The sequence below is a fragment of the Pseudomonas sp. M5 genome (genome assembly GCF_016907075.1).
GTDB classification, from domain to species: domain Bacteria; phylum Pseudomonadota; class Gammaproteobacteria; order Pseudomonadales; family Pseudomonadaceae; genus Aquipseudomonas; species Aquipseudomonas putida_E.
In genome coordinates this window covers 2,800,562-2,823,116 of record NZ_JAFBBH010000001.1, presented here as the reverse complement: position 1 = coordinate 2,823,116, position 22,555 = coordinate 2,800,562, and the positions used below count along the sequence as shown (strand labels likewise).

Sequence of the window (22,555 nt, the reverse complement as noted above, 5' to 3'; positions counted from 1 at the left end):
TGAGGCATACCGCAATGACCCCCTACACCACTGACGAACAACGCTGGCAAGCTGTCTACACCCGCGACGCGGCAGCAGCAGGCCATTTCGTCTACGCCGTGCGCACCACCGGCATTTATTGCCAACCCGGCTGCAAATCGCGCATGGCCAAACGCGAGAACGTCGAATTCTTCACCGATGCCGCCGCCGCGCAGGCCGCAGGCTATCGTCCCTGCCGGCGCTGCCAGGCCAAGCCGTCGAGCATTCGCCGCTGCGAACTGGTAGCCCGCGCCTGCCGCCTGCTCGAAACCCCGGACAATCCACCCGGCCTCGGCCAGCTCGGGGCACAACTGGGGGTCAGCCCGTACCACTTGCACCGCCTGTTCAAGGCTGCAACCGGCCTCACGCCAAAGGCCTATGCCACAGCCTTCCGCGCCCGGCGCCTGCGCGAGCGGCTGGGCGAGGGGAAAACATCGGTGACCGATGCCATCTTTGATGCCGGTTACAACTCCAATAGCCGTTTCTACGAAAGCGCCGATCAGCGCTTGGGCATGCGCCCGCGCCAGTACCGCGCCGGTGGCGCGGGTATGGCCATTCATTTCGCCGTAGGGCAGTGTTCACTGGGGGCGATCCTGGTGGCGCAAAGCGAAAAAGGCATCTGCGCAATCCTGTTGGGTGATGCACCTGAAGCGCTGCTCGAGCAATTGCAGGATCAATTCCCTAACGCTCGCCTGATCGGCGGCGATGCCGAGTACGAACGACTGGTGGCGCAGGTGGTGGGCTTCGTCGAGGCGCCCGCCCTGGGCCTGGACTTGCCTCTGGATGTGCAGGGCACCGCGTTTCAGGAGCGGGTCTGGCAAGCCCTGCGCGAAGTCCCGCTGGGCGGCCGGGTAAGCTATACCGAGATTGCCGAGCGCATTGGCGCGCCCAAAGCCGTGCGTGCCGTGGCCATGGCTTGTGCGGCCAACCGTATCGCCGTGGCGATTCCTTGCCATCGGGTGGTGCGCCGAGACGGCGACATCAGCGGCTACCGCTGGGGGGTGGAGCGCAAGCGGCAACTGTTGGAGCGAGAAACGGCACTCTCCTGAAGGCCGCAAGCCGCGTAGAATCCACCGCCAAATAGCCTTGTGATGAGGAACGTTCGATGAGGCGTGTCTGCCTTGCCCGATTTTACCTGGGTGTAATGGCCCTGATGCTGGCGCTTGCGTCGCCGGCCTGGTCGGCTTCCGTGCCGGTTGCCAACCTGGTTGCCAGCGAGCTGCCGGTGCTGGATGAAAACGCAAGTATCGAGCAGTTGAGCGACAGGCTCGACCAGATTCGTCAGGGCGTGACCAGCAACGCCAACGACGACCTGCTCTCGCAACTGCGCATGGCTACCGTGCAGGTCCAGCGACAGGCCGATGCGTTGAGCACCTTGCGCGCTGCTGACGTGCAGAAGCTCGACGACAAGCTCAAGGTCATCGGCCCGGTACAGAAGGATGAAGCCGCGACCCTGGCCTTGCAGCGCAAGGAGCTGGAGGCGCAGAAAAAGTCCGTGCTCGCCGAGCAGGATCAGGCCACCAAGCTGACTCAGTCGGCGCGCGACCTGTCCACGCAAATCGTCAACCTGCGCCGTAGCCAGTTCAACTCGCAAGTGACCAGCCGGGCGGCCTCCCCGCTGAGCCCGGCTTTCTGGCAGTCGCTGATCCGTCCTACCGAGGACGATGTGATGCGCCTGCGTGACTTGCGCGGCGAGGCGGCCGATGCCGTCGCCAGTGCCTTGAGCGCTGAACACCGCGGGTTCTTCATCACTAGCCTGGTGGCCGCGATCCTGGTCTGGACACTGGTCCGCCTGGTCCTTGAGCGCCTGCTCGCTGCCGCCATGATTCGCTGGCTGCCCGAAGGCCGCCTGCGCCGAAGCGCACTGGCCCTGAGCGTGAGCCTGGCCACCCTGGGCACTATCGCCGGCGCCGTGTCGCTGCTGCGTTGGGGCCTTCAAAGCAGTGCCATGCTGGGCTCGGACATGGCCAGCCTGACCAACCACTTCCTCATGCTCGTGGTGTTCAGTGCCTTCATCACCGGCCTTGGCCGGGCCATGTTGATGCTGCAACGGCCTTCCTGGCGTTTGCCGCCGATCCCCGACGAAGTGGCCAGTGCTCTGGGTTGGTTCCCCAAGTTGCTGGCCCTGGCACTGATGGTGATGCTGACCTTCGAGCGCATCAACAGTGTGATCGGCACCAGCCTGGCGCTGACTGTCGCCACCAACGGCCTGACCGCGCTGGTGGTGGCCGCCATCTTCTCAATGGCGCTCATACGTTACCGCCGGACCTTGCGTAAACATGAGCTGGCGCGCCCGACCGGCCTGGCAGGGCTGATCCCGTTCGTGATCGTGGTGTGGGTCGGGCTCATCTTGCTGACGCTGCTGGCCGGCTACCTCACCCTGGCTTACTTCCTCACTGCCAAGCTGCTGTGGATCAGCATGGTCGCCACCTGCGCCTACCTTTTGACCACCTTCCTGGCTGATCTGTGCGAAACCCTGCTGTCGCCGCGTCAACCCGGCGGCCTGGCGCTGGCGTCGTCGCTGGGCCTGGCACCACGCCATCAGGCCCAGGCCAGCACCATCCTGACCGGTGTCAGCCGCACGGTCCTGCTGTTCCTGGCCGTGATGCTGGCGTTGATGCCGTCGGGCACCAGCCCCGGCGAGCTGCTGCTGAGCCTGGGCGATTGGGACGGCACCGGTGGCAAGTTGCTTGGCAACCTGAACATCGTGCCGCAAGACATCCTGCTGGCCGTGGCGATGCTGTTAGGCGGCATGCTCGGTATCCGTGTGCTCAAGCGCTGGCTGAGCGAGCGCCTGCTGCCGGAAACCGACATGGACGCCGGCATGCGTGCCTCGCTGGTAACCCTGGTGGGTTACCTGGGCTTCCTGTTCCTGGCCATGCTGGTGATGTCGACCCTGCGCATCAACCTCACCAGCCTGACCTGGGTGGTCAGTGCGCTGTCGGTGGGTATCGGTTTCGGCTTGCAGCAGATCGTGCAGAACTTCATTTCCGGTCTGATCCTGCTCACCGAGCGCCCGGTCAAGGTGGGCGACTGGGTGAGCCTGGCGGGCGTCGAGGGTGACATTCGCCGGATCAACGTGCGCGCCACCGAGATCCAGATGTCCGACCGCTCCACGGTGATCGTGCCCAACTCGCAGTTCATCTCGCAGAACGTGCGCAACGTGACCATGGGCAATGCCTTGGGCGTGGTGGGCATCACCCTGACCTTGCCGCTGGAGACCGATGCCAACCAGGTGCGCGACCTGCTGCTGACTGCCTTTCACGAGCATGAGGCGATCCTGGACGCGCCGGCTGCTTCGGTAACCTTCAAGGACCTGACGACCAGCGGCATGGTGATCAGTGTCAGCGGCTATGTGGCGGGGCCGCGGCAGGTGTCAGGGGCGCGCAGCGACCTGCTGTTCACCATCCTGGGGCGCTTGCGTGATGAGGGCATTCCCCTGTCTTCACCGCAGAGCATGGTGCTGGTGCAGGAGGGCGCGCGCCCGGCTGACGAGCCGGCGTAATACCCTGGCGCGCAAGACGGCCGCCGGCGATTGGGCCGCCTGGCGGCCCCTGGGGCAATCAGCCCAGGCACCGCGTCACATGCTTGACCGACAGGTAGCCCGACAACCCCCAAGGCCCGAGCTCCCGCCCGATCCCGCTACCCTTGGTGCCGCCCCAGGACGTTTCGACGAACACCGCTTGTACCGAGTTGATCCACACATGCCCGACTTCCAGCGCATCGGCCACCCGCTCGGCGCGCTCCAGGTCCGCTGAGCAAACGGTGGCGACAAGGCCGAACCGGCTGTCGTTGGCCTCGGTAATTGCCTGTGCTTCGGTCGAGAATCGACGCGCGCACAGCACCGGCCCGAAGATTTCTTCATTCCACAGGCGGCTGTCCACGGGGACGTCTGCATACAGCGTCGGGCTGACAAACCAGCCGTCGCGGTCCAGCGCCTTGCCACCGGCCAGGCACTGCAGGCCCTCTTCACGGGCGGTGGCAAAGTAGCTGGCAACCTTCAACCATTGCGCCTGGCTGGTCAGCGGGCCCATGTCCACTTCTTCAGTCAGTGGGTTACCGACGCGCAGCGTTTCGAGTGCCTGTTGCAGGCGTGGCAGCAGCGCATCGGCAATGCCATCGTGCACCAGCAAGCGCGAGGTGGCCGAGCACATTTGCCCGGCGTTCCAGGTGATACCGGCGACGATCCACTCCACTGCCTGGTCCACATCGCAATCATCGAACACCACGATCGCCGATTTGCCGCCCAACTCCAGGGTCACGGGCCGGCACTGTGCCGATGCGCTGCGCATCACCTGGCTGCCGACGCTGTTGCTGCCGGTGAACGACAGCTTGTCCAGGCCGCTGTGGCTGCTCAGTGCCGCGCCGGTCTCGGCTTTGCCGTTGACAATGTTCAGCACGCCCGCAGGCAGGCCCAGGGTATCGGCGATCTGGCCGTAGGCCTGCTCGATCAGCGGGGTGACTTCCGAGGGCTTGAGCACCACGGTGCAGCCTGCCGCCAAGGCCGGGGCGAGCTTCCAGGCGCTGGTCACCAACGGGAAGTTCCACGGCACGATCAGGCCGACCACACCCACCGGCTCCAGCCGGGTGCGGGCGGTAAAGCCCGGTGCGGCCAACGCCACTTCGCGATTCCTTTCCGGCAGTTGCTCGGCCAGGTCGGCGTAATAAGCGAAGGTGGCTATGGCATCGTCCAGGTCGATTTCGGCCTCATGGCGAGGCTTGCCGTTGTTGCGCATTTGCAGGCTGATCAGTGCTTCACGGCGTTGCCCAAGCTGCTCGGCAAAACCGCGCAGGTACGCCGCACGCTCGTTGGCGCTGACCTGCTTCCAAGTGGGCAGGGCATTGCGCGCCGCCGCCACGGCCTGGTCGACCTGGGCAACGCTGGCGGCCATCAGTTCGGCAAAAGGTTGGCCCAATGCAGGGTCATTGACGCTGATGCAGTCGCTGCCCTGGCCTTCGACCCAGCGGCCAGCGATGTAGTGGGAAGTGGTCATGGTCGTTATCCAGTCAGGCCATTTCGGCAGGTTTCAGCACCGGCGTGTGCGCGGTGCTTTTGCAACGCACCCAGCGCGGGCCGTTGGGGCCATACACGCCAGCAGGTTCAGGGAACAGGTTGAGCAGCAGCAGGTACAGCACACCAGCCATGCCCAGGGTTACCGGCAGGCTCACGTCGATGCCGCCAGCCAGGTCGCCCAGCGGGCCGACGAACTGCCCAGGCAGGTTGACGAAGCTCATGCCTACCACCGCGCTGGGGACCCACGCGCCCATGCCGCGCCAGTTCCAGCCATGCAGGAACCAGTAGTGACCGCCGCGCTGGCCGCGGGTGAACACTTGCAGGTCGTCGGCGTGGTAGAAGCCGCGGCGGGTGATCAAGCCGAGAATCATGATCACCATCCACGGGCTGGTGCAGGTAATGATCAGCACGGCGAAGGTCGAAACGCTCTGCACCAGGTTGAAGGTGAAGCGGCCGATGAAGATGAAGGCAATAGCCATTACCCCGATCAGCACGGTGGCGCCTGCGCGGCTGAGCAGCCGCGGGAACACGCTCGACATGTCCAGCCCGGTGCCGTAGAGCGCAGTGGTGCCGGTGGACATGCCACCGATCACCGCGATCAGGCACACCGGCAGGAAGAACCAGCTAGGCGAAATCGCCAACAGGCCACCTACGTAATTGTTGGCGGCGATGTAGTCCGCGGCGTGGGTGGCCACCAGGGTGGCGGTGCACAGGCCGAACAGGAACGGGATCAGCGTGGCGGCCTGGGCGGCGATCACCGCCAGCATGATGCGCGCCTTGGGCGTTTGCCGCGGGATATAGCGCGACCAGTCGCCGAGGAAGGCGCCAAACGATACCGGGTTGCTCATGGCCAGAATCGCCGCGCCGACGAAGGCTGCCCAGAATCCGACCTGGCCAAGGTTGACGCTCCCGGCGTAGCCCGCATCGAACGGGCCGGCAAAGGCGAAGATGCCCAGCAGGAACAGCAGGCTCGAGGCCCACACGGCAACCTTGTTGACCCACAGCATGAAGCGGAAGCCGAAGATGCACACCACCAGCACCAGGATGGCGAACAGGCCGTAGGCCAGGCCCAGGGTCAGGTCGGTTTCGGGCAGCCCGGCCAGGCGCTTGGCGCCGCCGACCAGGGCATCGCCGGAACTCCATACCGACAGCGAGAAGAACGCCACGGCGGTGAGCAGCGACAGGAACGAGCCGACGATGCGCCCATGCACGCCGAAGTGCGCGCCCGACGACACCGCGTTGTTGGTGCCGTTGAGCGCGCCGAACAAGCCCATGGGCGCAAGGATCAGCGCACCCACGCCGACGCCGAGCAGGATCGCCCAGACCCCGGCCTGGAACGACAGCCCGAACAGTACCGGGAAGCTGCCCAGCACGGCGGTGGCAAAGGTGTTGGCACCGCCGAAGATCAGGCGGAACAGGTCCAGCGGGGAGGCGTCGCGTTGATCGTCAGGGATCTGTTCGACGCCATTGGTCTCGATACCGGTCGAGTGGCTCATGGTGATGCTCCAGCGCGGTTGTTGTAGGCCGGCGCGGTGCGCGGGCCCTCTTGTGGGTGCGATGGCAGGGCGGCAGGGCCGCGTAAAGGTGAATCAGGCGACGGTGACGACCGACAGGTGCTCATGGCAGGCCAGCCAGCGTTCGCCGTGGCGGCGGAACACGATGGTTTCGCGCTCGGCCAGTTGGTGCTGCTCGCCGGCGATGCGGATGTGCGTGGCAACATCGTGCATGAAGATCGCCACATCACCTTGCAGGCTCACCTGCGCATTGCTCGAAACGCAGCCGAGCACGGCAAAACCCTCGGCCTGCCATTGGGCCCAGAGGTCTTCGTAGGCGCCGCGCGACAGCAGCGGTTGCGCCAGGGTGTGGAAAAGAAAGGTGGCGTCTTCGCTGAAGCAGGCGAAGTAGCGGGCGGTGTCGTTGCTGGCGAAGGCGGCTACAAGGTCGGCGGCGGCCTGGCGTACCTGAAGTGTCTGGTCCACGGGAGTGGCCTCACGGTTATTGTGATTGTGGTGAAGCGATTCTGGTGGGGGTTGGCGGGTGAACAAATCGCTGGGGGGAAATAATTAGTTCAGGAATTTGTGAAGTGAAGGGCGATGAACCAGGCGCTTAGCCTGACTCAGGAATCACTCCAGGAAGATTGGTCGCGAGGCAAGTCGCCTCTGGGGTCATTAACGATGAGTAACTCACCAGCAATCCCGGCGGTAAAAACGGGCTACCCTGCTGGAACTCGGCCACGGCAGTGGCCGGCTACAGGGACAGGTAAAGCGCCTCAAGCCCTTTGCGATTGGCGCGGCCACCTTGGGTAGCCGCGCCGGTGCCGGATGTGGGTGTTATTGCCCATTTCGGTGTGTGCAGCCGGTAGCAGGGCAGGTTCTTCAACGCGATGATTTTCATCCTTGAGAACCGGCTTCCCACGACTGCAGGAAGGCGATCAACTGTTCAGTTCGGCCGTCGCTGACAACCTCTTCTGGCGTTCTGTAGTCGAATGTCGACAGCGGTTCGTTCTTGAACCAGAAAATGGCCTTGGTCATGTCCGTGCCCATGTCAGTTACAGCACGCAAGACCCGCACGGCATCACGTATGTACGCCTGGATCTTCTCCGACTCGGGGGCGTTGCGCACGGTGTTGCGATGGACATGGGCGCGGGTTGCGAATGTCTGCTGGTCCATCGAGAACACCTTCAGGAACCGCTCAGGGGAGAACATGACCCGATTGACTTCCCGAAGCGCTTCCATCAGCCCCTCGAAACTTGTGGGTTGAAGTTCCAATACTGCATTGCTGGCCATGATTGACCTCCTGAGGGGGTTCGCTTCTCACAAGCACAATTTTTGCACAATTTGAGCATAAATCAAGATCTTTGCACGCAGGCTGGGACCGCGCTGTCATCGGTTCTGCACCGCCGCCTTGGATCCGACTGGCGGTCTTACTCACCCCCCATCCTTGCCTACGCTGAAACTCCCACCCCAACGTTAGCAAGGAGATCGGTCATGGCCTTCCAATACAAGCGTCTGGACAAGAACAACGCCGCGGTTCTGCTGGTCGATCACCAGACCGGCCTGTTGTCGCTGGTCCGGGATATCGACCCCGACCGTTTCAAGAACAACGTGTTGGCGCTTGCCGACCTGGCCGAGTACTTCAAGCTGCCCACCATCCTCACCACCAGTTTCGAAACCGGCCCCAACGGGCCGCTGGTGCCCGAACTCAAGGAGCAATTCCCCGACGCCCCCTACATCGCCCGGCCGGGCAACATCAACGCCTGGGACAACGAAGATTTCGTCAAGGCGGTGAAGGCCACCGGCAAGAAACAGTTGCTGATCGCCGGCGTGGTCACGGAAGTCTGTGTGGCCTTCCCGGCGTTGTCGGCGCTGGAGGAGGGCTTCGAGGTGTTCGTGGTCACCGATGCCTCCGGCACCTTCAATGAGCTGACCCGTGATTCGGCCTGGCGGCGGATGGAGGCAGCCGGGGCGCAACTGATGACCTGGTTCGGCGTGGCCTGCGAGCTGCACCGTGATTGGCGCAATGATGTTGAAGGCCTGGGCACGTTGTTCTCCAACCATATTCCCGATTACCGCAACCTGATGACCAGTTACAGCAAGTTGGCCAAGTAAAACGGCAGGGATCGACCATACTCACTGTTCATTCGCCCCAAGGAGCGTGTCATGGCCAAGCCGTCCAGGAAGAAAGACTTGCAGGCGCCCGCCGAGAAGCTGGGCGGCAAGGCCTATGACAAACAGCTGAAAGACCTGCATGTGGAATTGGTGAAGCTGCAGGAATGGGTCGTGGCCAAGGGCCTGAAGGTGTGCATCGTGTTCGAGGGCCGTGATGGTGCCGGCAAGGGCGGCACCATCAAGGCCATCACCGAGCGGGTCAGCCCACGGGTGTTCCGCGTGGTGGCGCTACCGGCGCCGACTGAACGGGAAAAGTCCCAGATGTATGCCCAGCGCTACCTCAACCACCTGCCGGCAGCGGGGGAGGTAGTGATCTTCGATCGCAGCTGGTACAACCGCGCAGGCGTTGAGCGGGTAATGGGTTTTTGCACCGACGAGCAGGCCGGCAAGTTCCTCGCGGTGGTGCCCTTGCTGGAGAAGCTGATGGTCGAGTCGGGGATCATCCTCATCAAGTACTGGCTCGAAGTCAGCGCCCAGGAGCAGACCCGCCGCCTGCAGGACCGCATCAATGACGGCCGCAAGGTGTGGAAACTCTCTCCCATGGACCTTAAGTCCTACACCCGCTGGGACGAATACACACTCGCCCGCGATGAAATGTTCGCTGCTTCCGATTCATCGTGGGCGCCGTGGTTCCTGGCCCATTCCGACGACAAACGCCGTGCTCGCCTGAACATCATCAGCCACCTGCTTTCGCGCATTCCCTACAAGGACGTCACTGGCGACAAGGTGGTGAAGCTGCCCAAACGCGGCAAGATCGGCAAGTACAAAGCGGTAGCCTATCCCTTCAAAGTGGTCGAAGAGCGTTTCTGATTCCCTCACTGCGCATGGTCGCAAGGGTACGAACCTATGCCACATGACGGCAGCCTGCTGCAGGCTACAGTGGTCTTCCTGCTGGCCGTGGTGCTTCTGGTGCCACTGGCGCAGCGTCTGAAGATGGGGGCGGTGCCTGGCTATCTTCTGGCCGGCATCCTGATTGGCCCTTCGGTATTGGGGCTGCTTGATAACCCAGGCAACGTGGCACGGATTTCAGAGATCGGTGTGGTCATGTTGCTGTTCGTGATTGGCCTGGAGCTATCACCACAGCGCTTGTGGACCATGCGTCGGGCGCTGTTCGGTGTCGGGGCGCTGCAGGTCGGGCTGACTGCCCTGGTGCTTGGCTTGCTGGCGTATGCAGTGTTCGGCCAGTCGAAACCGGCGTCGATCGTTCTGGGGCTGGGCCTTGCCCTGTCGTCCACCGCGTTCGGCCTGCAGGTCCTGGCCGAACGCAAGGACCTGGGCAAACCGCACGGCCGCCTGGCCGTGGCCATCCTGCTGTTTCAGGACATCGCCGCCATACCGCTGATTGCCGTGGTGCCGTTGCTTGGCGGTGATGTCAGCACTGCCGATGAGCGCGCCTGGCCGCTGCTGGCGGTGTCACTTGGCATTGGCCTGGTGATCGTCAGCGGCCGCTACCTGATGACACCGGTGTTCAAATGGACAGTCGGGTCGGGCCTGCCGGAGCTGTCGACCGCCACCGCCTTGCTGGTGGTGCTGGGCACGGCCTGGGTGCTGGAGCACGTGGGCATATCCATGGCCCTGGGCGCCTTTCTTGCTGGTGTGCTGATGGCCGAGTCACCGTTTCGCCACGAACTGGAAACCCAGATCGAGCCGCTCAAGGGCCTGTTGCTGGGGTTGTTTTTCGTCGGGGTGGGAATGAGCGCCGATTTGCGTCTGCTGATCGGCATGCCCCTGGCCGTGCTGGGGCTGACGCTGTTGTTGGTGGGCATCAAATTGCCGCTTCTCTGGGGGTTGGGCCGGCTGGCGGGTGGGCTCACTCACCCGCAGGCGCTGTGCCTGGGGGTGGTGCTGGCATCGGGCGGCGAGTTTGCGTTCGTCGTATTCAAAATGGCGCTCGAACATCACGTTCTGACTCGACAGGTGCACGACCTGCTGGTGCTCGCGATCACCCTCTCGATGGCGGTGGTGCCGCTGGTGATGATGGCCCTGGGGCGACAGCTGCCTGAGCGCGATACCTCGCACCCTGCACCCAGAACGGACCACTGAATCGCGCCCGCCTGGCGCACTGAGCACGAGGAGATGAGTCATGCAGCCGAGTATCAAACTGGACAGCGCCCGGTCACGGGGCCTGCTCGATGTGCTCATCAAGGCAGGCCTTGTGGCTGCCCTGGTGCTATTTGCCTTTCAGGTTTTCCAGCCATTTCTGGAGTTGATGCTGTGGTCGGTGATCCTGGCGGTGACGTTGTATCCGCTGTACCAACGCATCAAGCGTGGTTCAGGTTTCAAGGACGGCTATGCGGCGACACTGGTGGTGCTGCTGGTGCTGGTGGTGTTGCTGGTACCGATCTACCTGGTGGTGATGTCCATCGGTGAATCGGTGGACCACCTGGTGTCGCTGATCAGAAGCGACAGCTGGAGCGTGCCGGTGCCGCCCGACTCTGTGGCCAACTGGCCACTGATCGGGCCGAAAGTCCATGCGCTGTGGCTGTCAGCCTCCGAGAACCTGGCCGATGTGATTGCGCAATGGATGCCCCAGCTCAAGAGCGCCGGGCGTACGGCATTGGGTGCGGCGGCCAGTGCCGGCGGGGCCTTCCTGCTGTTCGTCGGCGCGATCATCATTTCCGGCGTGATCATGGCTTTTGGTGATCGTGGCGAAATCGCAGCACAGCGCATCGCCATGCGGATTTCTGGCCAAGAGCGGGGCAAGCCGCTTGCCACGTTGTGCACCGCGACCATTCGTGCAGTGGCGCAAGGGGTGATCGGCATCGCCTTCATCCAGATGCTGCTGATCGGTGTGGGCTTCGTGATCAAAGGCGTCCCAGGTGCCGGCATGCTGGCCATTCTCATCCTCATGCTGGGCATCGCCCAGGCCCCGGCGACGTTGATCACGTTGCCGGTGATCATCTACGTACTCAACGTCGAGGGCTTCACCGTGGTCACTATCGTGTTCGCTGTCTACACCTTCGTCGCCGGGCTTGCCGACAACGTGCTCAAACCTTTGTTGCTGGGCCGCGGGGTGGATGTGCCGATGCCGGTGGTGTTGATCGGTGCGCTGGGCGGCATGGTGGTCAAGGGCATCATCGGGCTGTTCCTCGGCCCGGTGATCCTCGCTGTGACCTACGTGCTGTTCTGGCAATGGGTGGCCTTGCAGGTGCCGGAGCAACCCGCGCCGCCGGCAGCCTGAGCCAAGGCCTGCCATGCCCAGGCGCTGCTGTGGGTTGAGCCTGCTGATGGTGCTGACCGGTTGCACCCAGGTCGGCCCGGACTATGAGACGCCCCGGCACCCATGGCTGGACAGCTGGAGCACGCCATTGCTCGAGCAGGCCCAGCGCAGGGCTGAGCAGCCGGAGCTGCGCCAGTGGTGGGCAGTGTTTGCCGACCCGGCCTTGGACGCACTGATCGCCGAGGCCGACGCCAATAACACCAGCCTGCGCCTGGCCGGCCTGCGCGTCGCCGAGGCCAGGGCGCAGTTGGCCATCGTCCAGACCGGGCGTTATCCACAGTTGCAGCAACTGCGTGGGCAGAGCCTGTACCTCAAACAGGACCAGTCCGGCACCGACAGCGCCCGCGATTCGGTGTTCTGGCAGTCCAGCGTGGGTTTCGATATCGGGTGGGAGATCGATTTCTGGGGGCGTTTCAGCCGCGCCATCGAAAGCGCCGATGCCGCTTATTTCGCGTCCCAGGCCAATTACGCCGACGCCATGCTGCTGATGCGTGCGCAGGTGGCCGACACCTACTTTGCCCTGCGCACCGCCGAGGCGCGGCTGCAGATCGCAACGGAGAACGCCAGGCGCCAGGCGCGTAGCCTGCAAATTACCGAGCGGCTGTTCCGCCACGGCGAGAACGACGAGCTCGACTGGCAGCAGGCGCGTACCCAGTATCTGGCAACTCAGGCCACGATTCCCGAGTTCGAAAACCAGCTCAATGCCTTGCGCAATGTGCTCTGCGCATTGCTGGGCAGGCCGCCCGGGCCGTTGCCGCAGCTGGCTGCGCGGTACGGCCAGTTACCACTGCCGGACCGGGCTGTGTTGCAGGACGTGCCCGCCAGCCTGCTGCAGCGGCGCCCCGACATTCGTGCCGCCGAGCAAGCCGTGGCGGCGCAGTCGGCACTCGTCGGGGTGGCCACCGCGGATCTTTATCCACAGCTGAGCCTGCTGGGCAGCATCGGCTGGACTTTCGTATCGGCCAATCAACTGCCCAACACCTTCGACCTGGCTGCCGGGCCAAGCCTGCTATGGAGCCCCTTCGACTACGGCCGCCGCAAGAATGCCGTGCGTGTCGAGGATGCGCGCCTGCAGCAGTTGATCGAGCTGTACCAGCAAGGGGTGCGTGAAGCTGCGCGTGAGGCCGATGACGCCGCCAGTGGCCTGGTGCGTTCGCTGCAGAGCGCCAGCATTCGCCAGGAGGCCTCGCAGGCCGCCCAGCGCTCGTTGAGCCTGGCCAGCGCCCAATACCAGGAAGGTTTTGCCGATTTCCAGCGCGTGCTCGATGCCCAGCAATTGCTGTTGCAGCAGCAGGACGGCTACCTGGTCAGCCGGGGCAACGCAGTGAGCAGCCTGGTGACGCTGTACAAAGCGCTGGGCGGTGGTTGGGACAACCAGCGCAAGCCCGTTGACCCGGCCACCCGCCAGCAGATGGAAAACCGTGCCGATTGGGGTGACCTGCTGGACGAGCCGGCCCCCGCCGACCCTGAACAAGGTGAGCCCTGATGAGTGACGCCGTGGAGACGCCCCCTGACCGCGCCATGCACTGGGTGTTGGTGCTGATCATCGTGAGCCTGGTCTGGTACCTGCTTGCCGACCGGTTCACGCCTTACACCCAGCAGGCTCGTCTGCAAGCCTATGTGGTGCCCGTGGCCGCTGAAGTTGCCGGGCAGGTCAAGCGCGTGGCGGTGGGCAACAACCAGCAAGTGCGCCAGGGTGATGTGCTGTTCGAGCTGGATCAGGAGCAGTACCGCATTGCCTTGACCCGCGCCCAGGCAGATCTGGATACGGTACGCCGGCAGATCGGCGCCAATACCGCCGGCATCGACTCGGCCAAGGCCGCCTTGGTGGCGGCCCAGGCCAACGAGCGCAAGGCCCGCCAGGATGCCGAGCGGCTCAAACGGCTGATCGAAGAAGACCCAGGTACAGTGTCTGTCCGTCGCCTTGAAGGGGCGCAGGCGACCCGCGACCAGGCCATCAGCCAGGTGGCGGCAGCCCGTGCGGAAGTCGAACGGGCGCGGGAGCAGCAAGGCGGGGTGGAGGCAGACAACGCGCAACTGCGCAGTGCGGCGGCCAATGTCGAAAAGGCCCGCCTGGACCTGGCCCGCACCGTGGTGCGCGCCGATGCCAATGGGCTGATCACTGACCTGCGCACTGACGTGGGCCACTATGTTCCCGCCGGCAGTGCGATGATGACCCTGATCGCCATCCACGACGTGTGGATAAGCGCCGACATGACCGAGAACAACCTCGGTCGTCTGCGCCCTGGTACACCGGTGCTGGTGGTGCTGGACGCCATGCCCGGTAAGGTATTGCAAGGGCATATCCGCAGCATCGGCTATGGCGTGAGTGTGGGGCAGGGTACGCCGCCGGGCGCCTTGCCGACCGTACAGAACAGCCGCGAATGGCTACGCTCGGCGCAGCGCTTCCCGGTGATCGTCGAGCTCGACCGAGACCAACTTGCAGACAGGTCCGGGCTGCGTGTGGGCGGTCAGGCCGAAGTCATGGCCCTGCCCGGCGAAGGTAACCCTTTGAACCTTCTGGGGCGTGTGTTCATGTGGCTGATGAGCTGGCTGTCCTATGCCTATTGAGCTGCGACGCCTGCGCGCGCTGCGCCTGGCCTTGGGCGTGGCGCTATGCCTGGTGGCGAGTTTTGGCCTGGGCCTGCCGGTGCCCATACTTGCGCCGGTGTTCGCAGTGCTGTTGTTGGCCATGCGCAGCGAGCCGTTGCCGATCAAGGCCGCACCGATGTTGGCGATACTGGTGTTGCTCAGCTGTGGCAGCGGCCTTTTGCTGATACCCCTGTTGCGCCATGCGCCGGTGAGTGGCGTGTTGCTGGTCGGTGTGGGGGTATTTCTGGTGTTGCGCTATGCGCTCAAGGGTGGCAACGGCTTGCTGGCCAACCTGTTGGTGGTTGGCCTGACCATGATCGCCGCTGCCGGTACCAGCGATTTCACCCTGGCGCTCATGGTGGTCGAGGCGATGGCCAAGGGCATGCTGCTGGCGGTGCTGGGGACGGCGTTGGCCCATGTGCTGGTTCCAGAACCTGCGGATGCGCCTGCGCAACCTGCGCCACCATTGCCCGATCGCGCCGATGTGGGCTGGATAGCCTTGCGTGCCACGCTGATAGTCATGCCGGCGTTCCTGCTGGCGCTGATCGCGCCCGACGCGTTCATGCCGCTTATCATGAAGGCGGTGAGCCTTGGGCAGCAGGCTGGCGAGACCCGGGCCCGGCATGCCAGCCGTGAGCTGATAGGCTCGACGGTGCTGGCGGGGGTGTTGGCGATGCTCATGTGGGCGGCATTGAGCGTGTTCGTGCACGTGTGGATGTTTTTCCTGTGGGTGCTGCTGTTCACGCTGTGGCAGGGGCGTAGGCTCTACCGCGTGGTAAGCACGCGGCACAGCCCGGCGTACTGGGTGAGTTGCCTGACCACGCTGCTTATCCTGCTGGGGCAGTCAGTGCAGGACAGTGCAGCCGGCCAGGACGTCTATCGGGCGTTTGCGGTGCGCATGGCGTTGTTTCTGGCCGTGTCGCTGTATGCCAGTGCCCTGCTGATATGGCTCGACCGGCGTCGGCTCAGCGCCGTTTAGCGGCTCATGGCTTCCAGTCCACCCCGGTGTCCTGCAGATAAGCATCCACCGCAGCACCGACAGTGGGGTGAAACGCCGTCTCGCCCATGTGCTGGAACAATTCGAAGCGTTTCATCTTGTCTTTCACCGGGTCCTTCATCTCGGCGAACTGCAACTCGACTCCCCGGGCCTCCAGCGCCCGGTCGAGTTCGGCCAGCATGTCCGCCGAAGTGATATCGATGCTGGTCACCGGTTCCGCTGCGATCACCAACCGCTGCACGGGGGTAGGCGACTCATCCACCGCCGCCAGCACCGTGGCCTGAAACTGCTCGGCATTGGCGAAGAACAGCGGCGCATCCCAGCGCAGCAGTACCAGCCCCGGTACCCTGCGAGCCTGTGGATAACGCTGCACGTCATGGTAGCCGCGGGTGCCGTCCACCCGCCCGAGCACCGCATGATGCGGTCGCCAGCCATCCCACAGGAACTCGATCACCGAAATCGCCACGGCAATGCAGATGCCGGGGATGGCGCCGAACACCGCAACCCCCACGAAGCAGGTGAACGACAGCCAGAACTCCCATTGCTGCATGCGAAAGATGCGCTTGAGGTCGGCAAACTCGAACAGCCCCAGTGCCGCCGCGATCACCACTGCGGCCAGTGCGCTGTTGGGCAGGTGTTGCAGGAGGTTGGGCGCGACCAACAACAGGATTGTCACAGCCACCGCACCGATGATGCCGGTAAGCTGGGTCTTTGAGCCGGCCGCCTCGGCCACTGGAGTACGCGATGAGCTGCTGCTGATCGGGATGCCCTGGAACAGCCCGGAGGCCAGGTTGGCCACGCCCAGGCCGAACATTTCCTGGTTCGGGTTGACCGGTGTTTTCAGGCGCGCCGCGTAGGTGCGTGACAGCACGCTGGTATCGGCGAACGACACCAGCGCCACGGCGATACCGCCCAGCAGTACCTCGACCAGGTCGATGTCGGTCACCCAGGGAAAGACGAAGCTGGGCAAGCCCTGGGGTAGTTCACCGAGTACTTTCACACCCATCTGGTCGAGGTCTAACAGGCTTACCGCCAGGGTGGCGAGCACCACGGCGATGAGGATGCCCGGTAGGCGCTTGTAGGGCTTGAGCAGCAGGATCAACGCCAGGCTGGCGCCGCCGACTGCAAAGCTGGGCCAGTGCCCCTGGCCGGCGATCAAGGTCTTCGCCAAGTACCACAGGTCGCGCAGGGGCCCCTGGCTGTCGATCGATAGGCCGAACAGCTTGGGCAACTGGCTGATCAGCACGGTGAGCGCGATGCCGTTCATGTAGCCATAGCGGATAGGCTTGGACAACAACTCGGTGATGAAGCCCAGGCGCATCAGGCCGGCGATCACGCAGAAGGCGCCGGCCACCAGGGCCATCAGGCTGGCGACGGCAATGGCTCGCTGTGGGTCGCTGGCGGCGTACTGCACCACCACGGCGAGGATCGGCGCGGCCAGCGCTGAATCCGGGCCCAGCACCAGGATCCGGCTGGGGCCGAACAAGGCGTAGGCCAGCAAGGGAATGATGGTCGCATACAAGCCGTAGATGCCGGGTACACCGGAGGCTTCGGCGTAGGCGATGCCCACGGGCACCAGCATGGTGGTGAGCACCAGCCCGGCAGCGATGTCCTTGGGCAGCCAGGCGAGCTGGTAGTGCATCAGCGTGGCCAGCCCGGGGAGCCAGCGTTGCCAGTCGAAGCCGGGGCGGGGCGGTGTTTCATGCATGGTGGTGGCTCCTGGGCGGAGGTCGCATGAAAGTGCTTTTAGTGGGCTGGCCCGAATGGGCGCCACTGCGCAGCCCCCAGATGTAAGCCAATTACCAACTTGAAACCGAATGCTTCAATTCAAGATAGCTTGGGAATTGTCCTGCGCAGGCCTCAGCAATCCAGACACTCGCCCAGGCGTATCAGCAAAGCCCTGTGAACACCAAAAAAAACCCTTGAGCCGCGAGGCTTCAAGGGTTTTTTACTCGGCCTGTATCAAGCCCGTGCTTACAACTCAGACGTTGAAGCGGAAGTGCATGACATCGCCGTCTTTGACAATGTAGTCCTTGCCTTCCAGGCGCCACTTACCGGCTTCCTTGGCACCGCCTTCACCCTTGAACTGGATGAAGTCGTCATAGGCCACCACTTCAGCGCGGATGAAGCCTTTTTCGAAGTCGGTGTGGATCACACCCGCTGCCTGAGGCGCGGTGGCGCCGATGCGGACGGTCCAGGCACGCACTTCCTGCACGCCGGCAGTGAAGTAGGTCTGCAGGTTGAGCAGCTCGTAACCGGCGCGGATCACGCGATTCAGGCCAGGCTCTTCCAGGCCCAGGGCCTCGAGGAACATGTCCTTCTCTTCACCGTCGTCCAGTTCGGCGATCTCGGCTTCGATCTTGTTGCACACCGGCACCACGACAGCGCCTTCTTCTTCGGCGATGGCCTTGACCACGTCCAGGTGCGGGTTGTTGTCGAAGCCGTCTTCAGCCACGTTGGCGATGTACATCACCGGCTTGCTGGTCAGCAGGTGGAAGCCACGGATGACGGCTTTCTCGTCGTCGGCCATGTTCTTCATCAGGCTGCGTGCCGGCTTGCCTTCGGTGAAGTGCGGGATCAGCTTTTCCAGGATTGCCTTTTGCGCCAGGGCTTCCTTGTCGCCGCCCTTGGCGTTGCGGGTGACCTTCTGCAGTTGCTTCTCGCAGCTGTCCAGGTCAGCGAAGATCAGCTCCAGGTCGATGATCTCGATGTCGCGCTTGGGATCGACGCTGTTGGAAACGTGGATCACGTTTTCGTCTTCGAAGCAGCGCACCACGTGGGCGATGGCGTCGGTCTCGCGGATGTTGGCGAGGAACTTGTTGCCCAGGCCTTCACCTTTGGAGGCACCGGCCACCAGGCCGGCGATGTCGACGAACTCCATGGTGGTCGGCAGGATGCGATTAGGCTTGACGATTTCCGCCAGCGCAGCCAGGCGCGCGTCGGGCATCGGCACGATGCCGCTGTTCGGCTCGATGGTGCAGAAAGGGAAGTTCTCCGCCGCGATGCCAGACTTGGTCAGGGCGTTGAACAGGGTGGACTTGCCGACGTTGGGCAGGCCGACGATGCCGCAATTGAAACCCATGGGTATTCCCCTCTCTAGGAAATCAGGCCTTCTGGCTGTGCAGCTCGCGCATTGCCTTGGCGAAGTCGCCGGCAAGCACGTCCGGCAGCACGCCGAGGGCAAAATCGATGCTGGCGTCGAGCTTCTCCTGCTCGGCGCGCGGCGCGCGGCCCAGGACGAAGTTGGAGACCAGTTTGGCGTCACCCGGGTGGCCGATGCCAAGCCGCAGGCGGTGGAAGTCGTTCTGGTTGCCGAGCTGCGCGATGATGTCGCGCAGGCCGTTGTGCCCGCCATGGCCACCGCCGCGCTTGAGCTTGGCGACGCCTGGAGGCAGGTCGAGTTCGTCATGCGCCACCAGGATCGCTTCCGGCTTGATGCGGAAGAAATTGGCCAAAGCCGCCACGGACTGGCCGCTACGGTTCATGTAGGTGGTGGGGATGAGCAGACGAACGTCGTTGCCCTGATGGCTGAATTTAGCCGTCAGGCCGAAATACTTGCGGTCAGCGGTCAAGGAGACGCGCTGGGCGCTGGCAATGCGTTCAACGAAAAGAGCCCCTGCGTTATGCCGGGTCTGTTCGTATTCGGGGCCGGGGTTACCCAGGCCGACGATCAACTGGATGGCGGTCACGTAGGGGCTCTTCCTTGGAGTTGGTGGGTTACGGTGCGCGGCACTGTAACCCGATCAACACCGGCGCGCGAGTGGATTACTCAGCGGCGCCTTCTTCAGCTTCTGGAGCAACGCGTGGCGCGTGAACGTTGGCAACAGCTTTGTCATCACCGTGGGCCAGAGCGACGAACTCTACGCCTTTCGGAGCTTTCAGGTCCGACAGGTGGATGATGGTGCCGATTTCAGCGTTGCCCAGGTCGACTTCGATGAACTCAGGCAGGTCTTTGGCTTCGCAGGAAACTTCGATCTGCGATTCAACGTGCGAGATCTCGCCGCCTTTCTTGACCGGGGCTTCTTCGTTGATGAAGTGCACTGGAACAACAGCGGTCAGCTTCTGGCCAGCAACGACGCGAACGAAGTCGGCGTGCATGATGAAGCCTTTGGCCGGGTGGCGCTGCATGGCCTTGACTACGACGTTCTGCTTGGCGCCGTCGACGTTCAGCTCGATAACGTGGCTGAAGGCAGCTTCGTTTTCGAACAGTTTGGCGATTTCCTTGGCCACGATGGTCAGGGATTGAGCTTCTTTATCGCCACCGTATACAACGGCCGGGATGTTCAGCGAGTGACGCAGGCGGCGGCTCGCACCTTTCCCCAGGTCACTACGCACTTGGGCGTTCAGAGTGAAATCAGTCATTTTGTTTCTCCAAAATAGCCCCCCGAGGGCGTTTGCGACCAGCGCCAACGGGGATGGCAAAAAAGCCCCGCCCCAACACATGCTGGGGCGGGGCGCTTCATATCAACACGTATTCCGCTTAGCGGAACATCGCACTGATCGATTCTTCATTGCTGATGCGGCGCACCGCTTCAGCGACTACCGGTGCGATATCCAGCTGGCGGATACGGTCACAGGCTTGAGCAGCGGCGGACAGCGGAACGGTGTTGGTCACCACCAGCTCGTCCAGTACCGACTTCTCGATGTTCTCGATCGCACGGCCCGAGAGGACAGGGTGCGTGCAGTAGGCATAAACCTTGGCCGCGCCGTGTTCTTTCAGTGCCTTGGCCGCATGGCACAGGGTGCCGGCGGTATCGACCATGTCGTCTACCAGGATGCAAGTGCGCCCTTCGACGTCGCCGATGATGTGCATCACTTCGGAGTGGTTGGCCTTTTCACGGCGTTTGTCGATGATACCCAGGTCGACACCCAGGGACTTGGCGACGGCACGTGCGCGCACGACACCACCGATGTCCGGGGAGACGATCATCAGGTTCTCGAAACGCTGGTCTTCGATATCGTCGACCAGTACGGGCGAACCGTAGATGTTGTCGACCGGGATATCGAAGAAACCCTGGATCTGGTCAGCGTGCAGGTCGACGGTGAGAACACGGTCGATACCCACGACAGTGAGCATGTCAGCGACGACTTTGGCGCTGATGGCTACACGTGCCGAACGCGGACGGCGGTCCTGGCGGGCGTATCCGAAGTAAGGAATCACGGCGGTGATTCGGGATGCTGAGGAGCGGCGGAAGGCGTCGGCCATCACTACCAGTTCCATCAGGTTATCGTTGGTCGGGGCACAGGTCGGCTGAATAATGAAGACGTCTTTACCGCGGACATTTTCATTGATCTCAGTGCTGATCTCACCGTCGGAGAATTTACCGACAGAGACGTCACCGAGAGGGATATGCAGCTGACGTACGACACGCCGAGCCAGATCGGGGTTAGCGTTCCCCGTAAAGACCATCATCTTGGACACGCGCAGTACCTGGAGGCTGAGGGTATACCTGGATGAGTATAAGGAAAATGGCAGGGGCGGCTGGATTCGAACCAACGCATGGCAGGATCAAAACCTGCTGCCTTACCGCTTGGCGACGCCCCTGTATCTGTTGCTGCGAGCGCTAGGCACTCGACTTCTTGACCAGACTTTGCAGCTTGCGATGCAACATCGAAACATTGCTTCCTTTCGCCACAAACCCTGTTTGGGTCGCTGAAAGAAGGGCCAGAACTTTATCAGCTTCGGCTTTGCTTGGGAAGGCCCCAAACACACAACTTCCAGTGCCGGTTAATCGAGCTTCAGTGAATTTACCCAGTGAATTCAACGCGTTGCGAACTTCCGGGTAACTCTGCTCTACCACCGGTTGGCAGTCATTTCGACTGTTTCCCTCGGGAACGGGGCGCATCTTAAGGGGGAGGGAATCACGTGTCAACTGTGGATGTGAAAAAATTTCTACTGTGCTGACAGACACTTGCGGCACCAGCACGACGTACCAGGGTTCGGCCGGGTCGACCGGGGTCAATTGCTCACCCACTCCTTGGGCGAATGCTGCATGGCCACGCACGAACACCGGCACGTCGGCACCCAGTGTCAGGCCCAGGGCAGCCAGGCGATCCTCGTCCCAATCCAGTTGCCACAAGTGCGCCAGCGCCAGCAGTGTGGTCGCTGCATCCGAACTGCCGCCGCCGATGCCGCCGCCCATGGGCAGCACCTTGGTCAGCCATATATCGGCGCCAAGGCCGGTGCCGGACTGTTCCTGCAGCTTGCGCGCGGCGCGCACGATCAGGTTGCTGTCGTGGGGCACCGCTTCGATCTCGGTGTGCAGGCGGATCGCGCCGTCTTCACGCAGGGCGAAAGTCAGCTCGTCGCCGTGATCGAGGAACTGGAAGACGGTTTCCAGTTCGTGGTAACCGTCCGGGCGGCGGCCGATGATGTGCAGCCACAGGTTGAGCTTGGCCGGGGCGGGCAGGGTGAGCCTGTGCATCGGTCAGCGCCCCAGCTGGCGTGGCTGCCAGTCCTTGACCACCAGGGTCACGTCGAGGTCCTTGCCGTGCAGCTTCAGGCGCTCGGGCAGCCAGTAACCGTTCTGTTCGGTGTAGCTCAGGTACTGCACCTGCCAGCCGTCCTGGTCCAGGCTGGCCAAGCGGCTGTCGCCATCGAGGGTCAGCTTGCTCTTGCTGTCGGGGGCGGGCAGGCCGCGCACCCACCAGACCAGGTGCGACACCGGCAATTGCCAGCCCAGCTGTTCTTCTAGCAACGCTTCGGGGCTGGCGGCTTCGTAGCGGCCCTGATTGGCCACTTCCAGTACCACGCCGCCGGGGCGGCCGGTCAGGCGTGCTGCGCCTCGGCCCAGCGGGCCGGCCAGACGGATGTCGTAATAGTCCTGGCGCTGCAACCAGAACAGCGTGCCACTGCCGGAGTCGCGCGGGGCGCGGATGCCGACCTTGCCGTTGATCTGCCAGCCGTCAAGGCTGCTCAGTTGCTCTTTATGGGCGCGCCACTGTTGTGGGTCGCCGTGGCCCTGCAGGGCCTCCCGGCTACCGAAGCCGGCACAGCCGGCCAGCAGGGCGATCAGGGTAAAGGTGATGCAATGGCGCAAAAACAT

General features: G+C 63.3%; 21 protein-coding genes and 1 tRNA gene. 9 read left to right on the top strand and 13 right to left on the bottom strand.

The features are described from left to right. Nucleotides 1-14: 14 nt before the first annotated feature. Nucleotides 15-1,067, top strand: a complete 1,053-nt coding sequence (gene ada / locus JOE27_RS12875) for a bifunctional DNA-binding transcriptional regulator/O6-methylguanine-DNA methyltransferase Ada (protein WP_119687783.1) — start codon at nt 15-17, stop codon at nt 1,065-1,067. Between the two features lie 56 nt (nt 1,068-1,123). Further along, entirely contained in the window at nt 1,124-3,523 is a 2,400-nt protein-coding gene (locus JOE27_RS12870) for a DUF3772 domain-containing protein (RefSeq protein WP_204918891.1), read from the top strand. 58 nt (nt 3,524-3,581) lie between these two features. Here JOE27_RS12870 and JOE27_RS12865 read toward each other — a convergent pair whose 3' ends face one another. From JOE27_RS12865 to JOE27_RS12845, 5 genes are all read right to left on the bottom strand, one after another. Continuing rightward, on the bottom strand, nt 3,582-5,012 hold the full coding sequence (locus JOE27_RS12865) for an aldehyde dehydrogenase family protein (RefSeq protein ID WP_046784578.1): 1,431 nt from the start codon (nt 5,010-5,012) through the stop codon (nt 3,582-3,584). Nucleotides 5,013-5,025: 13 nt separating this feature from the next. Continuing rightward, nucleotides 5,026-6,528, bottom strand: coding sequence for a cytosine permease (locus JOE27_RS12860; RefSeq protein ID WP_115273852.1), 1,503 nt, complete (start codon nt 6,526-6,528; stop codon nt 5,026-5,028). Between the two features lie 93 nt (nt 6,529-6,621). After that, complete coding sequence (locus tag JOE27_RS12855) at nt 6,622-7,011, bottom strand: nuclear transport factor 2 family protein (protein WP_039601730.1); 390 nt, start codon at nt 7,009-7,011, stop codon at nt 6,622-6,624. Between the two features lie 268 nt (nt 7,012-7,279). Then, on the bottom strand, nt 7,280-7,426 hold the full coding sequence (locus JOE27_RS24860) for an RES domain-containing protein (RefSeq protein WP_231386162.1): 147 nt from the start codon (nt 7,424-7,426) through the stop codon (nt 7,280-7,282). Continuing rightward, nucleotides 7,423-7,818, bottom strand: coding sequence for a hypothetical protein (locus tag JOE27_RS12845; RefSeq protein WP_046784575.1), 396 nt, complete (start codon nt 7,816-7,818; stop codon nt 7,423-7,425). The genes JOE27_RS24860 and JOE27_RS12845 overlap by 4 nt, the downstream gene beginning before the upstream one ends. A 201-nt stretch (nt 7,819-8,019) precedes the next feature. On the opposite strand from JOE27_RS12845, the gene ycaC reads away from it, so the two are divergent. Genes ycaC through JOE27_RS12810 form a run of 7 tightly spaced genes read left to right on the top strand, consistent with a single transcriptional unit; the run spans nt 8,020 to nt 15,491 of the window. Then, nucleotides 8,020-8,640: an isochorismate family cysteine hydrolase YcaC gene (gene ycaC, locus JOE27_RS12840; RefSeq protein ID WP_046784574.1), complete on the top strand. Its 621-nt coding sequence runs from the start codon at nt 8,020-8,022 to the stop codon at nt 8,638-8,640. A gap of 51 nt (nt 8,641-8,691) precedes the next feature. Beyond that, a complete protein-coding gene (gene ppk2 / locus JOE27_RS12835; RefSeq protein WP_125923387.1) occupies nt 8,692-9,510 on the top strand; it encodes a polyphosphate kinase 2 in 819 nt (272 codons plus the stop codon). 36 nt (nt 9,511-9,546) lie between these two features. After that, entirely contained in the window at nt 9,547-10,743 is a 1,197-nt protein-coding gene (locus tag JOE27_RS12830) for a monovalent cation:proton antiporter-2 (CPA2) family protein (RefSeq protein ID WP_204918889.1), read from the top strand. A 40-nt stretch (nt 10,744-10,783) separates the two neighbouring features. After that, on the top strand, nt 10,784-11,881 hold the full coding sequence (locus JOE27_RS12825; protein ID WP_115273855.1) for an AI-2E family transporter: 1,098 nt from the start codon (nt 10,784-10,786) through the stop codon (nt 11,879-11,881). A 13-nt stretch (nt 11,882-11,894) separates the two neighbouring features. Further along, nucleotides 11,895-13,406, top strand: coding sequence for a TolC family protein (locus JOE27_RS12820; protein WP_204918887.1), 1,512 nt, complete (start codon nt 11,895-11,897; stop codon nt 13,404-13,406). Next, entirely contained in the window at nt 13,406-14,491 is a 1,086-nt protein-coding gene (locus tag JOE27_RS12815) for an HlyD family secretion protein (RefSeq protein ID WP_115273857.1), read from the top strand. Before JOE27_RS12820 ends, JOE27_RS12815 begins: the two co-directional genes overlap by 1 nt. Further along, nucleotides 14,481-15,491, top strand: coding sequence for a DUF2955 domain-containing protein (locus JOE27_RS12810; protein WP_161870973.1), 1,011 nt, complete (start codon nt 14,481-14,483; stop codon nt 15,489-15,491). Before JOE27_RS12815 ends, JOE27_RS12810 begins: the two co-directional genes overlap by 11 nt. Nucleotides 15,492-15,495: 4 nt before the next feature. Here JOE27_RS12810 and sulP read toward each other — a convergent pair whose 3' ends face one another. The 8 genes from sulP to lolB form a co-directional block, all read right to left on the bottom strand. Then, nucleotides 15,496-17,217: a sulfate permease gene (gene sulP, locus JOE27_RS12805; protein ID WP_115273859.1), complete on the bottom strand. Its 1,722-nt coding sequence runs from the start codon at nt 17,215-17,217 to the stop codon at nt 15,496-15,498. A gap of 273 nt (nt 17,218-17,490) precedes the next feature. Continuing rightward, entirely contained in the window at nt 17,491-18,591 is a 1,101-nt protein-coding gene (gene ychF, locus JOE27_RS12800; RefSeq protein WP_046784567.1) for a redox-regulated ATPase YchF, read from the bottom strand. Nucleotides 18,592-18,613: 22 nt separating this feature from the next. Then, a complete protein-coding gene (gene pth, locus JOE27_RS12795; RefSeq protein ID WP_008099045.1) occupies nt 18,614-19,198 on the bottom strand; it encodes an aminoacyl-tRNA hydrolase in 585 nt (194 codons plus the stop codon). A gap of 76 nt (nt 19,199-19,274) precedes the next feature. After that, nucleotides 19,275-19,871, bottom strand: a complete 597-nt coding sequence (locus tag JOE27_RS12790) for a 50S ribosomal protein L25/general stress protein Ctc (RefSeq protein WP_012316267.1) — start codon at nt 19,869-19,871, stop codon at nt 19,275-19,277. A gap of 118 nt (nt 19,872-19,989) precedes the next feature. Then, nucleotides 19,990-20,931 carry a ribose-phosphate pyrophosphokinase gene (locus JOE27_RS12785; protein WP_003247410.1) on the bottom strand — a complete coding sequence of 314 codons (942 nt, stop codon included), beginning with the start codon at nt 20,929-20,931 and terminating at the stop codon, nt 19,990-19,992. 48 nt (nt 20,932-20,979) lie between these two features. After that, nucleotides 20,980-21,054 (bottom strand) — tRNA-Gln (locus JOE27_RS12780). A 19-nt stretch (nt 21,055-21,073) separates the two neighbouring features. Next, nucleotides 21,074-21,934, bottom strand: a complete 861-nt coding sequence (gene ispE / locus JOE27_RS12775) for a 4-(cytidine 5'-diphospho)-2-C-methyl-D-erythritol kinase (RefSeq protein ID WP_119687774.1) — start codon at nt 21,932-21,934, stop codon at nt 21,074-21,076. A 3-nt stretch (nt 21,935-21,937) separates the two neighbouring features. Continuing rightward, nucleotides 21,938-22,555 carry a lipoprotein insertase outer membrane protein LolB gene (gene lolB, locus JOE27_RS12770; protein ID WP_046784565.1) on the bottom strand — a complete coding sequence of 206 codons (618 nt, stop codon included), beginning with the start codon at nt 22,553-22,555 and terminating at the stop codon, nt 21,938-21,940.